General features: G+C 56.6%; 2 protein-coding genes. One reads left to right on the top strand and one right to left on the bottom strand.

All coding sequences use genetic code 11. From position 1 onward, the window contains the following. Nucleotides 1-270 (top strand): transposase (locus GCT13_RS48085; RefSeq protein WP_193727833.1); only part of this gene is annotated, 270 nt, incomplete at its 5' end. A gap of 108 nt (nt 271-378) precedes the next feature. On the opposite strand, the gene GCT13_RS48080 is transcribed toward GCT13_RS48085, so the two are convergent. Continuing rightward, nucleotides 379-613, bottom strand: a 235-nt coding sequence (locus GCT13_RS48080) for an integrase core domain-containing protein (protein WP_152768404.1), incomplete at its 5' end; no start/stop codon positions are given.

Raw genomic sequence — 613 nt, 5'->3', positions numbered from 1 at the left:
CTGCGTGTCCATCACGGCAAGGCCGTGAAGGCCTGGCTGGGCAGGCACCGCGACCGGATCGAGGTGTTCTATCTGCCCAGCTACAGCCCTGAGCTCAATCCCAACGAGATGGCCAACGCCGACCTCAAGCAAAGCGTCACACGGCGGGCGCCAACGCGTACCAGGCTGCAACTGGTCAAGGCCACCGCGCACCATTACAGGGTTGTGCAGAAGCAACCCGAACGCATCCGGCGATACTTCCAGCATGATCCTGTCCGTTATGCGGCTTGATTTCAACATTTTATTGCCGGATCAATAAGCCTCTTTGATCTACCCTCAGAGGTGGCTCCGCTTGTTCGGACAGGGTCCCGAGATTTTTAAGTGGAATTGTTGAGGCAATCAAGCTGCCGATTTTATCGCTGGCAGCGTGGCGAAGTATGCTTCATCCGGCGTCTGATCGGCCAGCCTCGAATGAGGCCGATTCTGGTTATACCAGTTCAGGTAATTGCCGATTGAGCGACGCGCGTGGCCTACCGAGTCGTACGCTTTCAAATAAACCTCTTCATATTTGACGCTGCGCCACACCCGTTCGACGAACACGTTGTCGCGCCAGGCGCCTTTTCCGTCCATCGAC

Source organism: Paraburkholderia franconis, assembly GCF_009362735.1.
Classification (GTDB): domain Bacteria; phylum Pseudomonadota; class Gammaproteobacteria; order Burkholderiales; family Burkholderiaceae; genus Paraburkholderia; species Paraburkholderia franconis.
This window is presented reverse-complemented; position numbering and strand designations above follow the sequence as displayed.